Annotated in this window: 16 protein-coding genes and 4 tRNA genes; 15 read left to right on the top strand and 5 right to left on the bottom strand. The window is 48.0% G+C overall.

The genetic code is table 11. From position 1 onward, the window contains the following. Window positions 1–48 precede the first annotated feature (48 nt). From LSG37_RS07455 to LSG37_RS07390, 14 genes are all read left to right on the top strand, one after another. Window positions 49–819, top strand: a complete 771-nt coding sequence (locus LSG37_RS07455; protein ID WP_233079288.1) for an SDR family NAD(P)-dependent oxidoreductase — start codon at window positions 49–51, stop codon at window positions 817–819. Between the two features lie 71 nt (window positions 820–890). Further along, a complete protein-coding gene (locus LSG37_RS07450; protein ID WP_233079287.1) occupies window positions 891–2,489 on the top strand; it encodes an aldehyde dehydrogenase (NADP(+)) in 1,599 nt (532 codons plus the stop codon). Between the two features lies 1 nt (window position 2,490). Beyond that, on the top strand, window positions 2,491–3,537 hold the full coding sequence (locus tag LSG37_RS07445) for an aldose epimerase family protein (RefSeq protein ID WP_233079286.1): 1,047 nt from the start codon (window positions 2,491–2,493) through the stop codon (window positions 3,535–3,537). A 101-nt stretch (window positions 3,538–3,638) separates the two neighbouring features. Further along, entirely contained in the window at window positions 3,639–4,586 is a 948-nt protein-coding gene (locus tag LSG37_RS07440; protein WP_269836515.1) for an ABC transporter substrate-binding protein, read from the top strand. Between the two features lie 44 nt (window positions 4,587–4,630). Beyond that, window positions 4,631–6,169: a sugar ABC transporter ATP-binding protein gene (locus LSG37_RS07435; RefSeq protein ID WP_233079285.1), complete on the top strand. Its 1,539-nt coding sequence runs from the start codon at window positions 4,631–4,633 to the stop codon at window positions 6,167–6,169. Beyond that, complete coding sequence (locus LSG37_RS07430) at window positions 6,166–7,269, top strand: ABC transporter permease (RefSeq protein WP_233079284.1); 1,104 nt, start codon at window positions 6,166–6,168, stop codon at window positions 7,267–7,269. Before LSG37_RS07435 ends, LSG37_RS07430 begins: the two co-directional genes overlap by 4 nt. Next, on the top strand, window positions 7,269–8,240 hold the full coding sequence (gene yjfF / locus LSG37_RS07425) for a galactofuranose ABC transporter, permease protein YjfF (protein ID WP_233079283.1): 972 nt from the start codon (window positions 7,269–7,271) through the stop codon (window positions 8,238–8,240). The genes LSG37_RS07430 and yjfF overlap by 1 nt, the downstream gene beginning before the upstream one ends. Beyond that, window positions 8,237–9,181 carry an SMP-30/gluconolactonase/LRE family protein gene (locus tag LSG37_RS07420; RefSeq protein ID WP_233079282.1) on the top strand — a complete coding sequence of 315 codons (945 nt, stop codon included), beginning with the start codon at window positions 8,237–8,239 and terminating at the stop codon, window positions 9,179–9,181. Before yjfF ends, LSG37_RS07420 begins: the two co-directional genes overlap by 4 nt. Further along, window positions 9,165–10,166 (top strand): glycoside hydrolase family 43 protein, encoded by a 1,002-nt coding sequence (locus LSG37_RS07415; RefSeq protein WP_233079281.1) that lies wholly within the window; start codon window positions 9,165–9,167, stop codon window positions 10,164–10,166. The genes LSG37_RS07420 and LSG37_RS07415 overlap by 17 nt, the downstream gene beginning before the upstream one ends. A 171-nt stretch (window positions 10,167–10,337) precedes the next feature. Continuing rightward, window positions 10,338–11,663, top strand: a complete 1,326-nt coding sequence (locus tag LSG37_RS07410) for a M16 family metallopeptidase (protein ID WP_233079280.1) — start codon at window positions 10,338–10,340, stop codon at window positions 11,661–11,663. Beyond that, a complete protein-coding gene (locus LSG37_RS07405; RefSeq protein ID WP_233079279.1) occupies window positions 11,660–13,090 on the top strand; it encodes a M16 family metallopeptidase in 1,431 nt (476 codons plus the stop codon). The genes LSG37_RS07410 and LSG37_RS07405 overlap by 4 nt, the downstream gene beginning before the upstream one ends. Before the next feature lie 198 nt (window positions 13,091–13,288). After that, window positions 13,289–14,494: a DUF3142 domain-containing protein gene (locus LSG37_RS07400; RefSeq protein WP_233079278.1), complete on the top strand. Its 1,206-nt coding sequence runs from the start codon at window positions 13,289–13,291 to the stop codon at window positions 14,492–14,494. Between the two features lie 4 nt (window positions 14,495–14,498). Then, window positions 14,499–16,643 (top strand): hypothetical protein, encoded by a 2,145-nt coding sequence (locus LSG37_RS07395; RefSeq protein WP_233079277.1) that lies wholly within the window; start codon window positions 14,499–14,501, stop codon window positions 16,641–16,643. Between the two features lie 128 nt (window positions 16,644–16,771). Continuing rightward, a complete protein-coding gene (locus LSG37_RS07390; RefSeq protein ID WP_269836514.1) occupies window positions 16,772–18,301 on the top strand; it encodes a glycoside hydrolase family 43 protein in 1,530 nt (509 codons plus the stop codon). A 54-nt stretch (window positions 18,302–18,355) separates the two neighbouring features. Here the strand turns inward: LSG37_RS07390 and LSG37_RS07385 are convergent. From LSG37_RS07385 to LSG37_RS07370, 4 genes are all read right to left on the bottom strand, one after another. Continuing rightward, window positions 18,356–18,430: transfer RNA gene (locus LSG37_RS07385), tRNA-Gln, on the bottom strand. A gap of 59 nt (window positions 18,431–18,489) precedes the next feature. Continuing rightward, window positions 18,490–18,564 (bottom strand) — tRNA-Gln (locus tag LSG37_RS07380). 27 nt (window positions 18,565–18,591) lie between these two features. Further along, window positions 18,592–18,676, bottom strand: a tRNA-Leu gene (locus LSG37_RS07375). A gap of 23 nt (window positions 18,677–18,699) precedes the next feature. Beyond that, window positions 18,700–18,776, bottom strand: a tRNA-Met gene (locus LSG37_RS07370). Window positions 18,777–19,030: 254 nt separating this feature from the next. On the opposite strand from LSG37_RS07370, the gene LSG37_RS07365 reads away from it, so the two are divergent. After that, window positions 19,031–20,581 carry a POT-type proton-dependent oligopeptide transporter gene (locus LSG37_RS07365; protein WP_233079276.1) on the top strand — a complete coding sequence of 517 codons (1,551 nt, stop codon included), beginning with the start codon at window positions 19,031–19,033 and terminating at the stop codon, window positions 20,579–20,581. A gap of 74 nt (window positions 20,582–20,655) precedes the next feature. Here LSG37_RS07365 and LSG37_RS07360 read toward each other — a convergent pair. After that, the coding region (locus LSG37_RS07360) for a DUF6058 family natural product biosynthesis protein (RefSeq protein WP_233079275.1) at window positions 20,656–21,269 on the bottom strand (614 nt) is incomplete at its 5' end.

Genomic DNA, 21,269 nt, shown 5'->3' with positions numbered 1-21,269 from the left:
GTGGGTGGTGCCAGCTGGGCCGATTATTTTATTTAGAAAGGACACCTTATGACGTTAAGCAATCAGTATCCAAGTCTGCGTCACAAAACCGTATTTATCAGTGGCGGTGGTTCAGGCATTGGTGCTTGCATGGTAGAGGCTTTTATCGCTCAGGGCGCTAAAGTGGCTTTTGTTGATATCTTAGAAGCTGAATCTAAGGCTTTAGTTGCTGATTTAACGGCAAAATATCCGGGAGCAGAGCTGAAGTTTTATGCCTGTGATTTGCTGAATATTGATGATTTAAAGCAGGTGATAGAGCAGGTCAAGCAACAGCTTGGCGCTATCAGCGTATTAGTTAATAACGCTGCCAGCGATACCAGACACAACTTCCTTGAAGTCACGCCGGAGTACTGGGATCAGCGGGTCAATATCAATTTACGCCATCAGTTTTTTGCCATTCAGGCGGTGTATCCGCAGATGAAACAGCTGGGCGGCGGTTCTATTATCAATTTAGGTTCGATGAGCTGGTATGAAAGCCAGGGCGGTATGCCGGGCTACACCAGCTCTAAAGCTGCAGTTTTGGGTTTAACCCGGGGTTTAGCCCGTGATTTAGGGCCGGATAAAATCCGCGTGAATACTTTAACTCCGGGCTGGGTGATGACAGAACGTCAGTTGAAGTACTGGGTGAACGAAGAAACGGCAAGGGATATTGAAAAAAATCAATGCGTCAAAGACAGCCTGATGCCGGAAGATGTGGCAGCTATGGCGCTGTTTCTGGCCTCCGACGACAGCAAATTGTGTACAGCACAAAACTTTATTGTGGACGGTGGCTGGATTTAACTGCCTTGCAGTGATTCAGCCACTTTTTTTCCACCACTTTTTATGACTTAAGAGTAAACAAGGGTTTAGCAATGATGATTACAGGCCAACAACTGATTAACGGGCAATGGGTGCAAGGCGAAGCAGGTCAATACCAGGCGGTCAACCCAGCTGCAGCAGCTTTTATTGAACCTGTGATGAGTTATGCCAGCAAAGCTCAGGTGCATCAGGCTGTGGCTGCTGCTGCAGAAGCTGCGCCGGTTTTTGCGGCCACTTCGCTGAAACAGCGTGCTGAGTTTTTAGAATTGTGCGCCGACGAAATTATGGCTTTAGGGGATGTATTGCCAGAGCGTGTGGCGCTGGAAACAGGTTATCCAAAAGCCCGGGGTGAAGGCGAGCGTGCCCGTACTGTTAATCAGCTGCGTTTATTTGCCTCTTCTATCCGCTCTGGTGAGTACCTGAATATTCGTATTGATACCGCCTTACCTGAACGTCAGCCTTTGCCTAGGCCAGATCTACGTTATACCAATCAGCCTATAGGCCCGGTGGTGGTGTTTGGTGCCAGTAACTTTCCACTCGCTTTTTCTGTAGCTGGTGGTGATACAGCTGCGGCTTTAGCAGCGGGTTGCCCTGTGATTGTCAAAGGTCATAACTCTCATCCTGGTACTTGTGAACTGGTAGCTCGTGCTTTGCATAAAGCTGTGCAAAAAGCCGGTTTACCTGCTGGTGTGTTTTCTTTGATTATGGGCTCTGGCCGCGAAGTTGGTTCTGAGCTGGTGGTAGCGCCAGAAGTAAAAGCTGTGGGCTTTACCGGTTCTTTAGCAGGTGGCATGGCATTGTTTCAACTGGCCAATAACAGGCCTGAACCTATTCCTGTATTTGCCGAAATGGGCAGCGTCAACCCTGTAGTTCTGTTGCCAGACGCGCTTGAACAAAATGCCGAAGGGATAGCTGCTGGTTTTGTTGGTTCTTTAACTTTGGGCGTTGGACAATTTTGCGTCAATCCTGGTGTGGCAGTGGCTATTCAAAGCCCGGCTTTAGACAGATTCTGCGCTGCAGCATCAGCTGCTTTAGCCAAAGTACCAGCTGGCGTCATGCTGAACGAAGGCATAGCTGCTGCTTATCAAAAGGGTACGGCGCATTTGTCTGCTCAGTCCGGTGTTGAATTGGTCGGTAGCGGCGAAGCTGTGGGCGACAAAGCAGGCTTCTGCACTCAGGCCAAACTCTTTAAAGTCACAGCCGAAGCCTTTTTAGCCAATCCACATTTGCAGGAAGAAGTCTTTGGTCATGTCTCTGTGCTGGTGAGCTGTGCCGATCAGGCGCAATTGCTGGCGGTAGTGCGCACTTTAAAAGGTCAACTGACAGGCACTTTACAGGCCACAGCTGCTGAGCTTGCTACTCAGGCTGAATTGATTAGTGTATTGCGGCAAAAAGTAGGCCGTCTGGTGGTGAATAACTTCCCGACTGGTGTTGAGGTTTGTGATGCCATGATGCACGGCGGACCTTTCCCTGCCGCTACTGATGCACGTTTTACTTCGGTAGGCACTGCTTCAATTGCCCGTTTTGTCCGTCCTATTTGTTTCCAGAATTACCCGGCACAATTATTACCACCAGAGCTGCAAAACGCCAATCCATGGGGCTTGCCACGACTGGTCAATGGCGTAAAAACCAGCGTTGCGGTTGACGCTTAACATGGACTTTGTCGTCACTACTGACACCTTGCAGGTGGCTGCTTTAAAGCGGCCCTTGCAGCTGATTAAGCTGACTAATCCGGCCGGACTTAGTGTGACCTTAAGTAATCTGGGTGCAGGTTTATGGTCAGTGCTGATGCCTGAATCAGGTTCCGCTGAAAAAACAGAACTTTTGCAAAACTATCAGGACCCAAGCCACTTTGCCCGCAATCCTTATTATTTTGCCGTGACTATAGGTCGGGTGGCGAACCGCATTGGTGCTGCCGCTTATATGCAAAAAGGCCAGGTAATTTCGTTGGTTGCCAATGAAGGGCCCAATCAATTGCATGGTGGCCCTGATGGTTTAGGTAGTCGCTTCTGGAGTTTTGATATCGACCAGCAAAAAGACAGAGTCAGCGTCACCTTTCGCATCACCAGCTTAGAGGGTGATCAAGGTTTTCCTGGGCAGTTAGATGTGCAGCTGCGTTATAGCTTGCTGGCGCACAATGAGCTGGTACTGGAATACAGCGCCGTATCAGATAAAGACACGCCAGTTAGCCTGACCAATCATGCGTATTGGGCTATTGGCGGTGTCGGTAAAGGCACTGTGCTTGAGCAACAATTGCAGCTAGATGCCGATTTTATTCTGGCTTTGGATAAACAACTGGTGCCCACAGGCGAGTTAATGCCAGCAACAAGCCCTTTTGATTTTAAAGCAGGTAAGCCGATAGGCCAGCATATTGATCAGCTTGAAAACGGCTACGACCATTATTTTGTGTTAAGTAAAGACCGCGATCAGAATCGCCCTGCCGCTTTAGTGCGCGATCCGCTATCTGGTCGCACTTTGCAGTTGTTTACTGACCAACCTGGTATCCAGTTTTATAGCGGTAATTTTCTCGATGGCAGCATAGTGGGTAACCAAGGCAAGCCAATAGAGAAATACGCCGCTTTATGTCTGGAGCCTCATGGCTATCCAAATGCGGTCAATAAAGCAAATTTTCCAACAGCTTTGCTTAAAGCAGGGCAGTTGTACCGGCAGTGCAGCCGTTTTGTATTGGGGTATAGCTAACGTTTTATAACAACAGTTGTATAAAAACAGAATTCAATCACAGCAGGCCTGCCATTTAAAAATATTACATGGGTCTGTCAGTAGACAAGGGGAGTCGACGTATGAAGATCAAATCCATAGTTGCAGGTCTTGGCCTGTGTTTCGTTTGTCACAGCAGTTTTGCCACCACTGTAGGTTTTGCTCAGGTGGGCTCGGAAAGTGGCTGGCGTACCAGTTTTTCCGAGTCAGTCAAAGCTGAAGCGAAAAAACGCGGCATCGATCTGAAGTTTTCTGATGCGCAGCAAAAGCAGGAAAACCAAATCAAAGCAGTGCGCAGTTTTATTGCTCAGGGAGTGGATGCCATTATCATTGCCCCTGTGGTGGAGACCGGCTGGACTCCAGTGCTGAGAGAAGCCAAACGTGCCCGTATTCCAGTGGTGATAGTGGACCGTAATGTGCAAGTGCAGGACGAGTCGTTATTTGTCACCCGTATTGCCTCCGACTTTGTTGAAGAAGGCCGCAAAGCTGCGACCTGGTTAATGAGTCAACCCCAGGCTCAACAGCAGTGCAATATCATTGAACTGCAAGGCACAGTCGGAGCTACGGCTGCCATAGACCGTGCTAAAGGTTTTAACGAAGTGTTGGCGCAACATCCACAAGCCAAAATTGTCCGCAGTCAAACCGCTGAATTTACCCGAGCCAAAGGCAAAGAAGTGATGGAATCTTTGCTCAAAGCAGAGCAGGGTGGCAAAGACATCTGTGCACTTTGGGCTCATAACGATGAAATGGCCTTAGGCGCTATTCAGGCGATTAAAGAAGCAGGCCTGAAACCAGGCAAAGATTTGCTGGTGGTGTCTGTGGATGCTGTACCTGATTATTTTAAAGCCATGGCCGATGGTGATGCCAATGCCACAGTAGAGCTGAATCCGCATTTAGGTGGCCCGGCTTTTGATGTGATTGAGGCTTATCTGAAAGGTAAAAAAGACACAGAAAAGCTGATCCGTACCACAGGGGATTTATTCCTGCAGGATACGGCTGCTGCTGAATATGAAAAAAGACGCCTGAACTAATCCTACTATTTTGGTTATTCAGTTTGGTTATTCAGGAGCTTCTGATGTCAGAACAGAGCAACAACAGCAGCGCTACGCCAGTGCTGCAACTGCGGCAGATAAACAAAAACTTCCCTGGCGTAAAAGCACTGCAGCAAGCCCAGCTGAGTTTATATGCCGGTGAAGTGCATGCCTTATTAGGTGAAAACGGCGCAGGCAAATCTACTTTAGTTAAAGTGATGACAGGTGTGCTGCAAAAAGATGGCGGCGAACTGTTGCTGGATTCTACAGCTTTAAATTTTGATACACCTAAAGATGCGCAGCAAGCAGGCATCAGCACCGTCTATCAGGAAGTGAATTTACTGCCAAATTTATCCGTAGCGCATAACCTGTTTTTAGGTTCAGAACCTAAGCGTTTTGGCTTAATTGATAAAAAAGCCATGGCAAATCAGGCACGGCAGTTATTAAGCACTTTTGGCCTTGATATCAACGTCACTGCACCTTTATCTGAGTTCTCAGTTGCAGTGCAACAGCTGGTGGCTATTGCCCGTGGTGTAGCCCCTAAACGCGGAGCCGCTTGCACCAAAGTGCTGGTGCTGGATGAACCCACAGCCAGTTTAGATGCCGATGAAGTACAAACTTTATTTCAGGTGCTGCGCCAGTTGAAACAGCAGGGCGTGGCCATCGTTTTTATCACCCACTTTTTGGATCAGGTGTATCAAATCAGCGACCGTATTACGGTCATGCGTAACGGTTGTTTTGTCGGTGAATACCAGACTGCCCATTTAAATAAAGCCGAATTGATTGCCGCTATGTTGGGTAAAGAGCTGTGTCAGCAGCGTCATCAAGCGCCGTGTGTCGCAGTGGAACACTCAGAAGCTATTTTAATAGCGCGGCAGTTAAATTCTGGTCAGTCGGTGCAACAGTTGGATCTGGATTTACCTGCGGGTCAGGCTGTGGGTTTAGCGGGTTTATTAGGTTCAGGTCGTACTGAAATTTGTCGTTTGTTATTTGGTTTGGATCAAGCCGATGGCGGTACTTTAAGTTTTGCAGGTAAGCCCATTAAACTGAGTAATCCGGCACAAGCCATAGCCCTTGGTATTGCGCTTTGTCCTGAAGACCGTAAAACCGAAGGAGTAATTGCACCTTTATCCATTCGTGAAAATATCAGCTTAGCGCTACAAGCCAAACAAGGCTGGTGGCGGGTGATTTCTAAAAAGAAGCAGCAACAACTGGCTGATTTTTATATTGAAAAACTGCAAATTGCCACACCAGATGCGGATAAGCCTATAGGCCAGTTAAGTGGTGGCAATCAGCAAAAAGTGATTCTGGCGCGTTGGTTGGCGGTGGAGCCCAAGCTGTTGTTACTGGATGAGCCCACCCGAGGCATCGACATTGGTGCTCATGCAGAAATTCTGCAGCTGATCCGGCAGCTTTGTCAACAAGGTATGTCTTTGCTGGTGACATCGTCTGAGCTGGAAGAACTCACGGCCTTTTCCAGCAAAGTAGTGGTCATGCGTGACCGGAAAAAAGTAGCAGAGCTAAGTGGTGAAGATCTGAACCCGGATCGCATTATGGCTGCTATAGCGGGAGCCAGCGTATGACGAACGAGGCAACAATTTTGAATTCTACCCAGTCTGACCAATTAAAAGCCGAACAATTAAAAGCAGCAAGGCAGGCGCGCTATAGCCCTGGCCAGTCGGCGCATCAATTTAGCTTATACCTTTATCCGTTGCTGGCTTTAGCTTTGTTATTGCTGGTGAATGTGCTGCTAGACCCACAGTTTTTCTCTTTGCAATGGCAGGATGGCCGCTTGTATGGGCCTTTGATTGATATTGTCAATCGCAGTGCGCCCGTGGCTTTACTGGCCATAGGCATGAGTTTAGTCATTGCCACAGGCGGTATTGATCTGTCGGTCGGCGCTGTGATGGCGATTTGCGGCGCAGTGTGCGCTAACTTATTAGTGCTTGGCGACTGGTCTATTCCTGCGGTGATAGGGCTGGCTGTACTGACAGGTTTAGCTTGCGGCCTGGTCAATGGCTTTATGGTCAGTTATCTGGGTATTCAGCCGATAGTGGCCACACTGGTGCTGATGGTGGCAGGTCGTGGTGTGGCGCAGCTATTAAACCAGGGTCAGATTGTTACCTTTCAGAACCCTGACTTTGCCGCTTTAGGTTCAGGCTCCTTTTTAGGTTTACCTGTGCCAGTCTGGTTAGTCTTGCTGGCGCTGCTTATTATGCAGTTGCTGCTCAAACGCACAGCCTTGGGTTTATTTATTGAAGCTGTGGGCTGTAATGCTAAAGCCAGCCGCTATTTGGGCATAGATGACAGAGGCATTAAGCTGACTGTGTATTTACTGGCCGGTGGCTGTGCAGCTCTGGCAGGCATTATCGCTACAGCAGATATTCAGGGCTCAGATGCCAATAACGCGGGTTTATGGTTAGAACTGGATGCCATTTTAGCTGTGGTGATAGGGGGCGCGGCTTTAACAGGAGGGCGCTTTTCTCTGCCTCGTGCTGTGATAGGAGTGCTGATTATTCAGGCCTTAAGTACCACCATAGTCGTCAGTGGTTTACCTGCCAAATTTAACTTATTGATCAAAGCTTTAGTGATATTGCTTGTATTGATGTTGCAGTCTGAACTGTTTCGCAATCAGCTTAAAGCGCTGTTTAGTTTTAACAAGCTGCGTGGAGGAAAAGCCTGATGTCCCGCACTTATTTACCTTTGTGGATCACTTTTGCCCTGGTGTTGTTGATGTTTGGCGCTGGGGCCAGCCAGTTTGATGGTTTTGCCAGTCTGCGAGTGGTTACTAACTTAATTAGCGACAATGCCTTTTTGCTGGTGACAGCTTTGGGCATGACGCTGGTGATTTTATCCGGCGGCATCGACCTGTCAGTCGGTTCTGTTATTGCCTTAAGCGGTGTGGCAGCAGCCTTATTGATTGGGCCTTATCAATGGCATCCGTTAGTTGCTTTTGCTGTGATATTGCCTTGTGCCGCACTCTTTGGTGCTGGTATGGGTGCCTTAATTCAGTATTACCAGCTACAACCTTTTATTGTCACTTTGGCGGGTATGTTTTTAGCCCGTGGTGTGGCGACTTTATTAAGTGAAGAGTCTGTGGCTATTGAGCATCCTTTTTATGATGCAGTGGCCGAGTTTGGACTGGAACTGCCGGATGGTGGTTGGCTGGGTGCCACCTCTTTGCTGACCATAGCTTTGGTGCTGCTGATGTTGGTACTTACTCACTACAGCCGCTTTGGCTCTTATGTCTATGCCTTGGGTGGCAATAGTCAATCAGCCCAACTGATGGGCGTTCCTGTCGCCCGCACTACTATTTTGCTGTACGCCTCAAGCAGTATGCTGGCGGCCATGGCCGGTATTATTTTTAGTTTTTATACCTACTCAGGTTATGCCCTGTCCGCCGTTGGAGTAGAGCTGGATGCGATAGCTGCTGTGGTGATAGGCGGTACCTTACTTACAGGCGGCAGTGGTTTTATTATCGGCACTGTATTGGGTGTCTTACTGATGGGCCTTATTCAAACCTATATCAATTTTGACGGCAGCTTAAGCAGCTGGTGGAGCAAAATAGTCATAGGCGGTCTGCTGTTTTTCTTTATCGCTTTGCAAAAGCTGCTGAGCAAACAATGGCAAAGTAAAGCCGGAGGCAAGGCATGAGCGAGTTAACTTTATTGCACAGCATCCCGCTTAAAAACAAATTAGGTGAAGGCATTGTCTGGCATGGTGCCAGCGATTCGGTCTGGTGGACTGACATTCATGGCCGCTTTTTATATCAGTTATTCTGGCCTTCATTACAGCTTAATACTTATCCGCTGCCTGAACGCATCAGCTGTTTTGCTTTATTAAACCCCACGGATCCAATGCGCTCTGACTATTCGATGCTGGTGGCTTTTGAGTCAGGTTTTGCTTTGTATCAGCCAGAAACACAACAGGTGTTTTTGTTAATCAAACCTGAAAGACATTTATCTGGCAATCGAATGAATGATGGCAGAATCGACCGTCAGGGCCGGTTTTGGGCTGGCACTATGAAAGAGCATGATCACGGCCAGCATGGCACTTTATACCGGCTGGATCAGCAAGGTTGTCATGCGGTGATAACCGGCTTACAAATTCCCAATAGCCTGTGCTGGAATAACAACAGCAGCCTGATGTATCACGCCGACTCACCCACAGGCGTGATTTATTCTTATGGCTTTGATGCAGAGCAAGGCACAGCTTCGCAGCCGCAGTTGTTTGCCACAGTACCCAAGGGCGCAGAACCTGATGGTGCTGTGATAGATGCAGAGGATCATCTGTTGTGTGCTTTATGGGGCGGCGCTGCTATAGCCCGTTTTTCGCCTTCAGGACAGCAAACTGCATTACACACTTTGCCTGTCAGTCAGCCGACTTGCCTGGCCTTTGGTGGGCCTGACTTAAACCTGCTGTTTGTTACCACAGCGCGACAAGGTTTAACTGAAGAACAGTTAAATGCCGAGCCAGATGCCGGTAGTTTGCTGATCTATCAGTCGCCTTATCAGGGCTTGCCTGAGTCTGAACTGGCGGTACTGGACTGGGCTGCCATACAAAAAAGCGGAGGTCTTTATGTTGAAGCTGGTTAATTTTTTACTGATAAGCCTGCTGAGTTTTAATTTGCTGGCGCAAGATGTGATCAAAAACGACAGCGGATTGCTGATTAAAAACCGGGCAGATCCCTGGGTGTATAGAGCTGCTGCAGATTCTTACTACTTCACAGCTTCAGTGCCGGAATTTGATCGTATTGAGTTACGCCACAGTTCAAGTATTCAAGGGCTGGCGGAAGCTGAACCTAAAGTCATTTGGCGCAAAAAAGACAAAGGCCCAATGAGCGCTAATATCTGGGCTCCTGAACTGCATCGTATAGACGGAGCCTGGTATATCTACTTTGCCGCGGGTCAGGCCGATCAAGCTTTTCATATCCGCACTTATGTCTTGAAAAACAGCTCTGCTGATCCATTGCAAGGCCAGTGGCAAGATCTGGGGCCGCTCAACACAGGCTGGGATAGTTTTAATCTGGATGCCACTCACTTTGAGCATCAGGGCCAGCATTATCTGGTGTGGGCACAGCAGGATAAAAACAAAAGTTATAACAGCGCTTTGTGGATAGCCAAAATGCGCAGCGCCACAGAGCTTGAATTACCCGCCACTTTACTGACAGAACCCACTCTGGATTGGGAGCGTTTAGGTTATAAAGTCAATGAAGGCGCTGCAGTATTGATCAAACATGGCAAAATCTGGCTGGCTTATTCCGCCAGTGCCACCGATCATCGATATGCGATGGGGCTGCTGACAGCGCCAGCAGATGCCGACTTGCTGAAAACCTCAAGCTGGACCAAAGCGCCCAAACCTGTGTTTTACACCAACGACAGCCTCAAACGTTTTGGCCCTGGTCATAACAGCTTTGTAGTGGCCGAAGATGGCGTCACTGACTTAATGCTGTACCACGCCCGTGATTACAAAGAGATTCAGGGTAATCCACTGCAGGACGGTAATCGCCATACTCGTGTCCGCCCCTTGTACTGGACAGATAAAGGCGAGTTAGATTTTGCTCAGGACAAACCTGACTAACTCATTGTTCCGCCGTGCGTCATCAAAAAATACACGCCTTGTAACAATTTTGTTGCAGGGCGTTTTTGTTTTTCGATTAGTCTTAGACTTTTGCTTTGCTCATTCTCTTTTCGTTACGCCAAGAAGTGAGCGTAGGGCAAAGCTTTGGTAAAACACAGGCAGGGAGTGAGTATGAAGTTAAAACAGTCAGCTTTGGCGCTGATGCTTGGGCTGGTGATCAGTTCAGCTCAGGCAACAGAAGCTAAAGATATTCAAAGCTTTACGCTTAAAAATGGCATGAAAATTCTGGTGCTGGAAGATGCATCTATTCCCAATGCCAACAGCTATTTATTCTGGAAAGTAGGCTCACGCAACGAATACCCTGGCATTACAGGTATCTCACACTTTTTTGAACATATGATGTTTAACGGCGCCAAAAAATATGGCCCAAAGATGTTTGACCAAAGCATGGAAGCAGCAGGTGGCGCCAATAATGCCTATACCACTGAAGATTTAACTGTCTATACCAACTGGTTCCCGGCCAACGCTCTGGAGACTATTTTTGATTTAGAAGCAGACCGCATTGGGCATTTGGATATCAACGCCAAAATGGTCGAAAGCGAACGAGGCGTCGTTACCTCTGAGCGCTCCACTGGCCTTGAAAACTCTAACTTCCGCACTATTCAGGAAGCATTAAAAGGTGTGGCTTTTTTAGCCCATCCATACAGCTGGTCTGTGATTGGCCATGAGTCTGATATCAAAGCCTGGACTTTGGATGACTTAAAGCGTTACCACAAAACCTACTACGCACCAAATAATGCTGTGATGGTGGTTGCGGGCGATGTGAAGTTAGCCGAAGTGAAAAAACTGGCGGAGCAGTATTTTGCACCTATTCCCTCTCAGCCAGAACCTGAAGCTGTGCGTACTGTCGAGCCGGAACAAAAAGGTGAACGCCGGGTTTATGTGCAAAAAGCTTCAGTCACCAGCCCAAATTTACTCTTAGGTTTTCATATTCCGGCCAGCTCCAGCCCGGATTATTATGCGCTGGATTTACTGAATTCTATTTTGAGTCAGGGCAACAGCTCACGTTTGTATCAGGGCCTGGTCGACAAAGAACTGGCGGTGGATGTGTTTAGTTATTTGCCTATGTCCTTTGACCCGAACTTATTTTATATGATGGCTATAGCCAATCCTGGCGTCAAAGCTGCGGATCTCGAGACTGCGCTGATTGGTGTCATTAATAAAGTGGCCAAAGAAGGTGTCAGTCAGGATGAGCTGGAAAAAGCCAAAAACCAGAAGCTGATGCAATTCTATCGGGAAATGGAAACCATCAATGGCAAAGCCGATATTATCGGCACCTACGAACTGTATTTTGGCAGCTATCAGAAGTTGTTTGATGCGCCGAAAAACTATCAAAAAGTGACACCTGCTGATATTCAGCGAGTGGCGCAAACCTACCTGAAAAAATCCAACCGCACTGTTGCTGTGCTGGACTCTGCTGAGGATAAAGATCTATGAGCCATTTCACTAAAACTCCAAAAGCTGCGGCGCTGGTTTTACTGAGCTCTTTTGTTTTTGCCTTGCCGAGCATGGCAGAACAAAACTCAAATCGCAGCACAAACCCGGGCAGTTTCCAGTTACCGGCCTACGAGCAATTGAAGCTGGATAACGGCTTAACGGTATTTTTATTGCCCCAACACGAAGTGCCGTTAATTACAGTGCAGGCCACAGTGCGCGCTGGTGCCGTCAACGACAAGGTGGCAGGTTTAGCCCAGTTAACCAGTCAGGCGTTATTGTTGGGCGCTGGTGGTAAAAGCAAGGCGCAAATTGAACAGATGGTCGATTTTTTAGGAGCCAGTTTGAACAGTGATGGCTCTATGGAAGGTTCCAGTCTGCGTGCTGATTTTATGGCAAAAGACACAGAACAAATGCTCGCTGTATTTCATCAGGTGCTGACTCAGCCTGCTTTTGATGCCACAGAGTTTGACAAGTTAAAAGCACGTCAGGTGGCTGCAGTGGCTCAGGCCAAAGAAAGCCCGCGCATGGTGATGGATCAGTACTTTAATAAGCTGGTATTTGGCGCTCACCCTTATGGCAACGCGGTTTCAGGCACTGCTGCTTCATTACAGAGCATCAGCCAGCAGCAGGTGAAAAACTTCCACCAAAGTTATTATCAGCCCAATAATACCGCTATCAGCATAGTGGGCGACTTCAAAGCTGAAGTGATGAAAGCTCAGTTGCAAAAGCTGTTTGCCAGCTGGAAAAACGGTGCAGCAGTGCAGCAACCTGATTTAACTGCGGCTTTGCCAAAGGCAGAAAAAGCCAAAGTCTTGCTGGTGAATAAAGCCGATGCGATAGAAACCACTTTTAGTATTGGTGGTATCGCCATTAAACAGGACAACCCCGATTATGTCGGCATCAGTGTGGTGAACACAGTGTTAGGTGGTCGTTTTACCTCCTGGCTGAACGACGAGCTGAGGGTTAACTCAGGTTTAACTTATGGTGCTGGCTCAGGTTTTGATCGTTATTCAGCCAGCGGTACTTTTAATATCGGCAGTTTTACCAAAACTGAAAGTACTCAGGCTGCTGTAGATTTAGCCCTGAAAACCTATAAGCGTCTATGGGATAAGGGCATAGATCAAGCCACACTGGATTCAGCCAAAGCTTATGTCAAAGGCCAGTTTCCACCTCGTTTTGAAACCAATACGGCCTTAGCTGGCTTGTTAGGTGATATGTACCTGTATGGTTTTAATCAGGACTATATCAACAGTTTCCAAAGCAAAGTGGATCAACTGACAGTGGCTGAAAGCAAACGCCTGATCAACAGCTATTTCCCTAAAGATCAGCTGCAATTTGTGCTGATTGGCAAAGCTGAAGCTATTAAAGACGTTGCCAAAACTTATGGTGAAGTCAAACAAGTGGAAATTACCGCAGATAGTTTCTGATCTATACCCAATGGATTTCGACATGGGCGTAGGCGGCCAGGCTGTGCATCCCCATGAGCTTAGCTGTACTAAGTGATTGGGGTGAACAGACGCAGCCAACACCCGCGCATTTTGAAAGACGAATGGTATAAAGCTATGGCCCTGCCGCTGCGCAGGGCCTTATACTCCAGGTATTCCTTCGTTAAATAAGTACAGCGCTTGAAGTCTCAATTCAAACTGCTCAGTCTGGTGCTCAGCCTTTGCTTGTTGTGCTCTTGTAGCCCACAGGGCAGCTCTGCTTTTTCTCAGCATATTTATATCTGGCAGCGACTCTGGACAGCTGAACACGCCGGGGCTTTGGCACAAAGCAAAGCAGATTTCACTGTGCTGAGGGTTTTAGCTTTGCAGCTGCATCAGGCTAAAGCTGGTCCAGTCTGGACAGAAGCGAAGGTCGATTTACCGCTGCTGGCTGGCGATGGGCGCGCTGTGCATCTGGTGGTACGCCTCGATGGTCAGTTAAAACAATTACCAACAGCTTTGGTGCAGCAAAAACTCACAACGCTGCTGCAATTATGGCAACAGCAAGGGGTGAAGGTCACGCAACTGGAGCTGGATTATGACTGTGCCAGCAGTCAGCTTGCATCTTATGCTGGCTGGATCAAAGAGTTACGTCAGCTATTGCCTCAGACTCTGGCTTTAAGCATTACAGCTTTACCTGACTGGTTAGGCAAGCCGGGTTGGCTTGAATTGCAACAGCAGATTGATGAACTGACCTTACAGGTGCATTCGGTTATATCGCCTGAACAAGGCTTGTTTCAGCCAGAGCTCGCCAAAGGTTGGGCGCAACAATTGGCGGCAGAGGCGCAAAAGCCGTTTTATATTGCAGTACCTTCGTATCATTCGGCTTTGCTTAAACAAGCTGACGGCTGGCTGGTTGAAAGTGAACAGCCACTACAAAGTCAGACCAAACGGCAGGAGTTATGGCTGGATGCGGCTGCAGTACAGCAATTTAGTCTGTGGTTGCAGCAACAAAACTGGCCGCTGCTGCAAGGGTTGGTCTGGTTTCGTTTACCTTTGCCATCCGACAATCGCAGTTGGTCTTATGCGCAGTTGCAGGCGGTTAGTTCGGGCAAACCTCTGACCGCCGATTTAAAGCTAAGTGTGCGGGGTACAGCACCACAGTTTGAACTGGTGGCGGAAAACCATGGTTTTGTGGCGGCTCAGTTGCCAGCCCAAATCCGCTTGTCGGGCAGTTCCTGCAGTGCTGCTGATGCGGTCTCAGGCTACGAGTTAGACTTTTCAGCAGATAAAAATCAGCTACAGTTTGTTTTAACCAAAACTGAGGCTGTGCTGCAACCTGGTCAATCTTTAGTGGTAGGCTGGGCTTTATGTAAAAACTTAACCCTCTTTCATTCTCAAGGATGATTTTATGCTGAAATTTAACAGAAGCTTGCTGTTCAGCAGCCTTGCCTTATGCAGCAGTGCCTGGGCCTGTGGTCCGGATTTTCCGATGATGCTGAGTTCAGACCGGGCTCACACCTTTGCGGCACTAACAGAACCGGTATTTTTAGTGGAAGTTCAGGCTTTGGCGGCAGCAGTACCTTCGCTTGTCTCTGAGCCATCAAAGCCAGGCGATACGGTTTTTGCAGACAGTTATGATTATCAGAACGAGCGTTGGGTCAGTGCCACAGAACAAGCAGAGCAGCAGTTGCTCAGTAAAGAGCAGGCCCTGATAGTGCAGCAAATGCGTCAAAGCGCCACAGTGCAGCAGGCCTTAGCTGCGGGGGAAACTTTAGCTGCTGAACTGCGTTTCTACACTGCAGCTGCTGTGGCTTTTGCACAAAAAGACGATCAGCAGGCCATTGCCTTATTTCGTCAGGTGCTGGCTTTGCCTTTGGAGCAACAGCAGCAAAGACGCAGCTGGGCTTTGTATTCACTGAGCCGGGTTTTACTACGGCAATACGATGTGGATCACAGAGCCGAAGTGGCTACTTTATATAACCAGTTGCAACAAGAAGTCGCTGCTGGCCTTGCCGATCCTTTGCAGTTGGCTGTGGCCAGTTTAGGTGAACAAGCAAAGCTAGCGAAACAACAAGGTGACTGGACTACAGCTATAGCTTTGTATGCAGCGCAAAGCCGCTGGAGCGAAAGTGGTCGCGCTTCTTTATTGTGGTTAAGTAAAGAGCTGGCCGCTATGCCGGACCAGGAGTTAATGCCTTTAGTGCAAACTCCAGCTGTGGCTGGATTATTAAGCCGTTACCTGATGACACAGTTCAGCGCTTTAAGTTATATGGATCCAGACCAGTTACAGCGATTGCTTGCTGTGTTGAACCAGGTGCCGGATATTCAACTGCACAATGCAACACAGCTGGCCGTTGCCGCCTATCAGCAAGGTCAGTTTGCTTTGGTAGAGCAGTTATTGCCTCATTTGGATCAAACGGCTTTGGCTTTTACTCTGCGGGCAAAAATGGCATTAAAAGCCGGTGACAGCAGTAAAGCCGCGGAGTTTTATGCCAAAGCCAGTAAATCTTTTGCCCCAGAGCTCAGCCAAACAAAGGTGGTGCCGGTACAGCAAGACTACTACAGCAAACTTTCAATCGAAGACTTACAAAGGCAGCACTATTGTCGTGTGCAGGCCGAACACGGCATTGTCGAATTAAGCCGTGGCGATTATCTGCAGGCGATTTCTCTGCTAACGGCTGCCGGTATGGAGTATTGGCAAGATACGGCTTATATCGCAGAGCGGGTACTGACGCTGGATGAACTGACAAGCTTTGTGGCTTTGCATCCTGTGGCTGCGGTACCGGAAAAATCTGAGTGGCATTATTTTGGTGATACCCCAGTCGAGCTGTTGTTGCATCACTTAACGGCCAGACGATTGATGCGCGCTGGTCACTACCAGCAGGCTCAGGCCTATTTTGTCGATCCGGAATTAAAGCAACTGGCAAAGCGCTATCAGAGCTATGCCGAAGCAGCAAAAAGCAGCTGGACTGATAATGCCAAAGCCCAGGCTTTGTTTGAACAGGCGAAACTGGCCAGAGAGCACGGCCTGGAATTACTGGGCTTTGAACTGGCACCAGATTATCAAGTGTTTTATGGCCAGCTTGAACCTTACGAAGATGATGTGAAAGCAGCCACTTTACCTCTGGCTGAGTTACAGCGTTTAGGCAGTTCAGCGCCAAAATACAACAGCAGGTTTCATTACCGGCACTTTGCCGCTGACTTGTCGGCACAAGCTGCAGAGCTGGTACCGCAAAACAGTCAGGCTTTTGTGGCCACTTTGTGTCATTCGACAAAATGGTTATTAATACGTCAGCCAGAACTGGCCAAAGCTTATTATCAGCACTATTTGCAACATGGGCCTTATGTCAGCTGGGGAGCTGAATTTGGCCAAAACTGCCCAGAGCCTGATTTTGTCGCAGCCAAACAACGGCAATACGACAACTGGCAACAGCAACTACGCCAGTCCGTCCGGCCTTTTAAAATGCCGATTTATGCAGCTGCTGTTTTGGTGGTCGTGGGACTGGGCGCTTTGCTTTGGCGGCGCAGGCAAAAACAGGGTAGGGCTTTATAGCGCCTGACTGATTTCTTTTGGAGAGTTATATTTGTAATACAATAATATTGAATTATTATTAACCCTGTCTGCTTCAGACGAGCCAGCAGCATAGCTGGCCTTTCTATTCAACATGACAGGGGATTTTTATGACGACTTTTACTTTACGATCTACTTTAAGACCCGCTTTTAAAAAGGCGCCTTTATGGCTGGCGCTGAATCTGGTATTGCTTTGCGCTTGTGGTGGTGGTGGTTCTGAAACCACAGTAGCTCCGCCAACTATAGGCAATCCGCCGCCTGTAGTGATACCGCCACCTGTGCCTAATGCACCCGCTTTTAGCAATGTGGCAGTACACGACCCTTCGGTCATCAAGGTAGGCTCAGAGTTTTATATCTTTGGCTCTCACTTAGCTGCGGCTAAATCCACTGATTTACAAAACTGGACCTTAGTGGCTGATGGTGTCAACGCCAACAATAAGCTGATGCCCAATGCCGCAATAGAGCTGAAAGAAACCTTTGACTGGGCTCAAACTTCAACGCTTTGGGCTGCCGATGTGATTGAAATTGGTGGCAAGTTTTATATGTACTACAACGCCTGCAAAGGCGATTCGCCACGCTCGGCTTTAGGTATTGCAGTGGCAGACTCAGTCGAAGGGCCTTACAAAAACCAGCAGCTGTTGCTGAAATCCGGTATGTGGGGTGAAGCCAGTGAAGATGGCTCAATTTACGATGCCACCATTCACCCCAATGTGGTAGATCCTGATGTGTTTTTTGATAAAAACGGCCGCTTGTGGATGTTGTATGGTTCCTATTCGGGCGGCTTATTTATTCTGGAGCTGGATAAAATCACGGGCCTGCCCTTACCCGATCAAGGTTATGGTAAACACCTGATGGGTGGTAATCACAGCAGGATAGAAGCTGGATACGTGCTGTACAGTCCGGACAGCGATTATTATTACCTCTTTGTATCTTTTGGTGGCCTGGATGCGAACGGCGGTTATAACATACGAGTGGCGCGCTCCAGTAATCCTGAAGGCCCTTATTTCGATGCCTTGGGTAATTCTATGGCTGACGTAAAATCCAACCCGGCTTTGCCGTTATTTGATGATGCCAGCATAGCGCCTTATGCCGAAAAATTAATGGGTAACTTTCTGTTTGAACGCCAAAGCAGCGAGGCTGGCACTGGCATTGGCACTGGTTATGTGTCACCTGGCCATAACTCGGCTTATTATGACGAAAGCTCTGGTCAGTATTTTTTGATATTCCACACCCGCTTTCCACAACAGGGAGAGCAGCATCAGGTGCGGGTGCATCAGATGTTTATCAACAAAAACGGCTGGCCTGTGGTAGCTCCACATCGTTATGCCGCCCATACCGACAAAGCAGTGACAGCAGAGCAGTTAGCTGGCAGTTATAAGCTGATTGAGCATGGTAAAGACATTTCAGCGCAAATCAAAAAGCCGGTCAGTATTAATTTGTTAGCCAATGGCACTATCAGTGGTGATAAAACAGGTAGCTGGGTGTATGGAGTTAATCAGCAGATCAGTATTAACCTGGATGGCAGTGGCAGTTATGAAGGTGTGGTATCACGGCAGTGGCATGAAACACCAGCCAAATGGACTGTGACTTTTAGTGCCTTATCCACTGAAGGTAAAGCGGTGTGGGGTTCGCAGAACTAGCAAAACAGGTATTGCAGAAAAGAAAAAACCCAGCCGAGGCTGGGTTCCAATTTATGGCAGGGGTACAGGGATTCGAACCCCAGAATGGCGGGATCAAAACCCGCTGCCTTACCGCTTGGCTATACCCCTGCAGAACTGTTGTAGCTAAAATTGTGTAATTTGATGATTACACTGCCACTTCAATTAAATGGCAGGGGTACAGGGATTCGAACCCCAGAATGGCGGGATCAAAACCCGCTGCCTTACCGCTTGGCTATACCCCTGCAGAAACTGCAGAATTCTTACTTGCTTGGTGCGGAAAGAGAGACTCGAACTCTCACGCCTCGCGGCGCTGGAACCTAAATCCAGTGCGTCTACCAATTTCGCCATTTCCGCAAACACTGGACGAACAAATTAAGTGGTGGCTACAGCGGGAATCGAACCTGCGACCCCAGCATTATGAGTGCTGTGCTCTAACCAGCTGAGCTATGTAGCCACTATGTCTTAGTTGTCCTAAGCAAGTGGCGCGTATTATGCTCATCAGGCTTTTTTGCGTCAACCGTTTTTTTACCACATCTTTGTCTATTCGGTTTGTTTGCTGGTTTTCTATGCAAGTTGATGTCAACACAACCAGTTTTTTCGGTTTTTCCGCTCTGTACTTGGGCTTATACGACTGATGGGGTAGTATCGGTTTGTTATTAAAACTAAAAAATAAACTCCACAGCTATGGAGTCAGTAAGAGGAAAACCAATGTCCACAGATGTAAAACAGGCCCGTTGGCCACGGCAAATCCCCTTTATTATTGCCAGTGAAGCTTGTGAGCGTTTCAGCTTCTACGGTATGCGCAATATTTTAACGCCCTTTTTAATGACAGCTCTGCTGTTATCTATACCTGAAGAAATGCGCGCCTCTATGGCGAAAGAAGTGTTTCACTCCTTTGTGATTGGTGTGTACTTTTTCCCTTTATTAGGCGGCTGGTTGGCTGACCGTTACCTTGGCAAATACAACACCATTTTATGGCTGAGTATTGTGTACTGTATTGGTCATTTGTTTTTGGCCTTGTTTGAAACCAGTAAGGAAGGCTTTTACACCGGCTTGTTTTTAATAGCCCTGGGGTCGGGCGGCATTAAACCCTTAGTTTCGGCCTTTATGGGCGACCAGTTTGACCAGAGTAATAAAAAGCTGGCGCAAAAAGCTTTTGATATCTTCTATTTCACTATTAACTTCGGCTCCTTTTTTGCGTCCTTGCTGATGCCACTGACCTTAAAGCACTTTGGTGCTGCAGTGGCTTTTGGTATACCAGGCATACTGATGGCATTAGCCACTTTGTTTTTCTGGCTCGGCCGTAAACGTTATGTGCATATAGCGCCAGAGCCTAAAAACCCGCATAGCTTTTTAAAGGTAGTGAAAACCGCTTTATTCGCCAAAGAACAAGGCAAGGCCAATGGCGGTTTGTATCTGGCTTTGGTCGGTTTTGCTTTAGCGATTTTTAGTTTAAGCCAAACCCCAACTTTAGGTTTTGTCGCAGCTTTTTGTTTAGCTTTAGTGCTGGTGATGGGTTTTGGTGGTGCTGGTGCAGCTGTGCAATTGGAAAGAGCGCGGGGTGTGCACCCTGATATAGCCGTAGATGGTGTGCGTTCAGTGCTGCGTATTTTAATTTTGTTTGCGTTGGTTACACCCTTTTGGTCTTTGTTTGATCAAAAAGCCTCGACCTGGATTTTACAAGCCAATGATATGAGCAAACCCGACTGGTTTGAACCTGCCATGATGCAGGCGTTAAACCCGCTGCTGGTGATGCTGCTGATCCCTTTTAACCATATGGTACTTTATCCGCTTCTGGAGCGTTGTGGTGTGCGTATTACAGCGCTGCGCCGTATGGGGGCTGGTATTGCCTTTGCTGGTTTAAGCTGGATTGTAATTGGTTCGGTACAACTGGCGATGGACGGTGGCACTGTGATGTCTATTGTCTGGCAGGTATTGCCTTATGCGCTGCTGACTTTTGGCGAAGTATTGGTATCGGCTACAGGCTTAGAGTTTGCCTACAGCCAGGCACCTGCTGCCATGAAAGGCACCATTACCAGCTTCTGGCAGTTGTCGGTAACAGTAGGTAACTTATGGGTGCTGCTGGCGAATAGCAGTATTCGTAGTGAAACCGTATTGTCGCAAGTCGAAGCGACAGGCTTATCGGAAACCGCATTTTTAATGTTCTTCTTCGCAGGTTTTGCTTTAGTGGCAGCTGCTGTTTTTGCGCTTTATGCCCGAAGTTATACCATGTTGGATAACTATAGGGCTGCGGCTTAGTTCTGCTTGGCTATGAAAATCGGGGCAAGACGCAAGACTTGCCCCCGTTTTTCGTGCCCCCCAGCGTTTGTGGGTCAAGCGTTTACAACAGCAAGACGCAAATCATCAACCAAGCGTTTTCGACTGCTACGTTCATACTCAGCGGGTGAAAAGGGCATGCTGGAGCTAGCGTAGTCGTCAATCAGTTGGAGAAGTTCGCTTTTGGACATAGCTTCAGGTGATGGATTGCTGCCGTTTTCTGTTAGCTCTGTCAGTTGATGCTGAAGAACTTCTTTTCGGGCTATGCCGGTTCCGCTGGATGGATCGGCAATACATAGGCCAAAAGTGCCATTCAAAAAGTAGGGCAGGAAGTCCTGGATCTTTTTTTCAATAATTTCAGGCTCTTTGAAGTAGTCCTGTAAGCCAAGTTCCAGCTCATGGCTTAATACTGAGAACACCGCATCACGCTCTTGGCCTGGCGCGGCTTGATCTGCAATCTTGACCCATCTGCTGCATTCGGCACGAAAGTAATCGCCATAAATAGATTCTTCAGTCTCAATAACCCCAAAAACTGCGGAGCTTATAGTGTTTCCATTGCAAACGTAGGTAGGTTCCGGAACGGCTTTGGCGGCAATAAGCTGATCCAGACGTTCGACTGTGATGCCCAAAAGTGAAACGAAGGTTGGCTTATCAACGAAGTGTTTTCGCA

It is taken from the genome of Rheinheimera soli (assembly GCF_021290985.1).
Classification (GTDB): Bacteria; Pseudomonadota; Gammaproteobacteria; order Enterobacterales; family Alteromonadaceae; genus Pararheinheimera; species Pararheinheimera soli.
Note: the sequence above shows the minus strand (reverse complement) of the source record. Positions and strands in the feature narration are given on the sequence as shown.

Bases quoted from the DNA above. Each gene is read 5' to 3' on its own strand.
- LSG37_RS07430 (WP_233079284.1), top strand. From the start codon at position 6,166: ATGACGAACGAGGCAACAATTTTGAATTCTACCCAGTCTGACCAATTA.
- LSG37_RS07410 (WP_233079280.1), top strand. From the start codon at position 10,338: ATGAAGTTAAAACAGTCAGCTTTGGCGCTGATGCTTGGGCTGGTGATC.
- LSG37_RS07440 (WP_269836515.1), top strand. From the start codon at position 3,639: ATGAAGATCAAATCCATAGTTGCAGGTCTTGGCCTGTGTTTCGTTTGT.
- LSG37_RS07390 (WP_269836514.1), top strand. From the start codon at position 16,772: ATGACGACTTTTACTTTACGATCTACTTTAAGACCCGCTTTTAAAAAG.
- LSG37_RS07395 (WP_233079277.1), top strand. From the start codon at position 14,499: ATGCTGAAATTTAACAGAAGCTTGCTGTTCAGCAGCCTTGCCTTATGC.
- LSG37_RS07415 (WP_233079281.1), top strand. From the start codon at position 9,165: ATGTTGAAGCTGGTTAATTTTTTACTGATAAGCCTGCTGAGTTTTAAT.
- LSG37_RS07455 (WP_233079288.1), top strand. From the start codon at position 49: ATGACGTTAAGCAATCAGTATCCAAGTCTGCGTCACAAAACCGTATTT.
- yjfF (WP_233079283.1), top strand. From the start codon at position 7,269: ATGTCCCGCACTTATTTACCTTTGTGGATCACTTTTGCCCTGGTGTTG.
- LSG37_RS07405 (WP_233079279.1), top strand. From the start codon at position 11,660: ATGAGCCATTTCACTAAAACTCCAAAAGCTGCGGCGCTGGTTTTACTG.
- LSG37_RS07450 (WP_233079287.1), top strand. From the start codon at position 891: ATGATGATTACAGGCCAACAACTGATTAACGGGCAATGGGTGCAAGGC.
- LSG37_RS07420 (WP_233079282.1), top strand. From the start codon at position 8,237: ATGAGCGAGTTAACTTTATTGCACAGCATCCCGCTTAAAAACAAATTA.
- LSG37_RS07365 (WP_233079276.1), top strand. From the start codon at position 19,031: ATGTCCACAGATGTAAAACAGGCCCGTTGGCCACGGCAAATCCCCTTT.
- LSG37_RS07445 (WP_233079286.1), top strand. From the start codon at position 2,491: ATGGACTTTGTCGTCACTACTGACACCTTGCAGGTGGCTGCTTTAAAG.
- LSG37_RS07435 (WP_233079285.1), top strand. From the start codon at position 4,631: ATGTCAGAACAGAGCAACAACAGCAGCGCTACGCCAGTGCTGCAACTG.